The 1,305-nt window shown below is 41.5% G+C and carries 1 protein-coding gene; it reads left to right on the top strand.

Translation table 11 applies throughout. The features are described 5' to 3' along the window. Positions 1 to 847: 847 nt before the first annotated feature. A partial coding sequence (locus NA59_RS12740) for a hypothetical protein (protein WP_044413598.1) occupies positions 848 to 1,305 on the top strand: 458 nt, incomplete at its 3' end.

The raw sequence follows: 1,305 nt of genomic DNA, 5'->3' as shown, positions 1-1,305 counted from the left end.
CGCCAGTTTGGCTATTACGTGTCTTACTGGGACTTGATGCTGGAGTGTTTAACCAACAAAGCCATGACACGGGTGTTTGACTGGGATTATCTCTACGAACCGAGTGCACCGGGTGAGGGTCCAATGAGCAGGTCTCTTTTTCGTCTTTTTTGACTACAATCTGTCCTTTTTCTGTCTCTTTTTAGCTTGTTTTAGGTTGAATTGAATAGCATTTTTGCTGATGGTGAAATTGACTTTTTTTGACTTGATGGTGAGTGCATTTATGACCTTGAGGTTGTTGGTCGGTTAGATGGGTATTTGTTAAGTAATTGTTTTATAAAAGTTATTGTGTTTTAAATAGGATGTGTCATGCATGTTTGGTGGGTTTAGAGAGCGGGATGTATCTTAGCTGTCTATAAATTGTCTTTAACTTGTTTTAATCGCATAAAAAAGGGGTAAATTTGTGTGATTCTATTGTCCGATTAACGTTTTTTTTATTGTCCGATTAACATGGGGAGGCGAGCTTAAAAATAGTCACAAATTTTATTGTATTAATTCTGTGTGTTTACTAACTACTTACTCTAGATCAATCCATGCATACAATCGATTCAATTGGCATTGTTTTAGTGTTACTTTATTCAAAAACTGATTGTAACAGTACGCCCTTAGCCTAAGTGGTGTCCCATGCGCGTCGGCTCCACTCCGCGTGTGTTGGTTGGCTTGGGAGTGAGAAGGGGGCAGAATGGTGGGCAGGGCTAGGGAATGTTTGAAGGGATGGTCTGAGGGTTTTAGTGTGTAACATAAATCAATAAATGCGCTAACAAACTGTTATAATTATGTTTTTTACTACAATGTGTATGGCTAGGGTATGGATCAACACGCATTAAAAGTGGCGGCTCAAAACCTGATTGAGCTCATGGCCCAGCTTAAACAGGTGCTACTTGATCATCAGTTGGCTATCAGTGGCTTTAGACCTTTGAGTGATAGCCAGCCGGCAACCCGTGCCATTCATCCAGCGCGATTAAGTGAATCTGAGTTAAGCAGGCTTGCAGATCAAGTGTGTGATCTTTGGATCAGCGATAAGCCTTCTGTTCATGCCGCTGTGTTGGTATGTAATGAGTTGGCTGTGCTTGAGATGATTAATCAGGTAAATCAAGCCAAGACCAACTTGTGCCATCAGATTGATCGTGTTAAAAAACAGCTGTTTGTTGAGCAAGAGCGTCGGGTTAATCCACAGGCCAGCGATCTTTTTTTAGATGCGATGTCACTGGCGAGGAGTGAGTTCTTAAACAAAAACCGTGATAACCGGTTTAATGCGATGGTCGC

This window comes from Thiomicrospira microaerophila (genome assembly GCF_000934765.1).
Classification (GTDB): Bacteria; Pseudomonadota; Gammaproteobacteria; order Thiomicrospirales; family Thiomicrospiraceae; genus Thiomicrospira; species Thiomicrospira microaerophila.
Note: the sequence above shows the minus strand (reverse complement) of the source record. Positions and strands in the feature narration are given on the sequence as shown.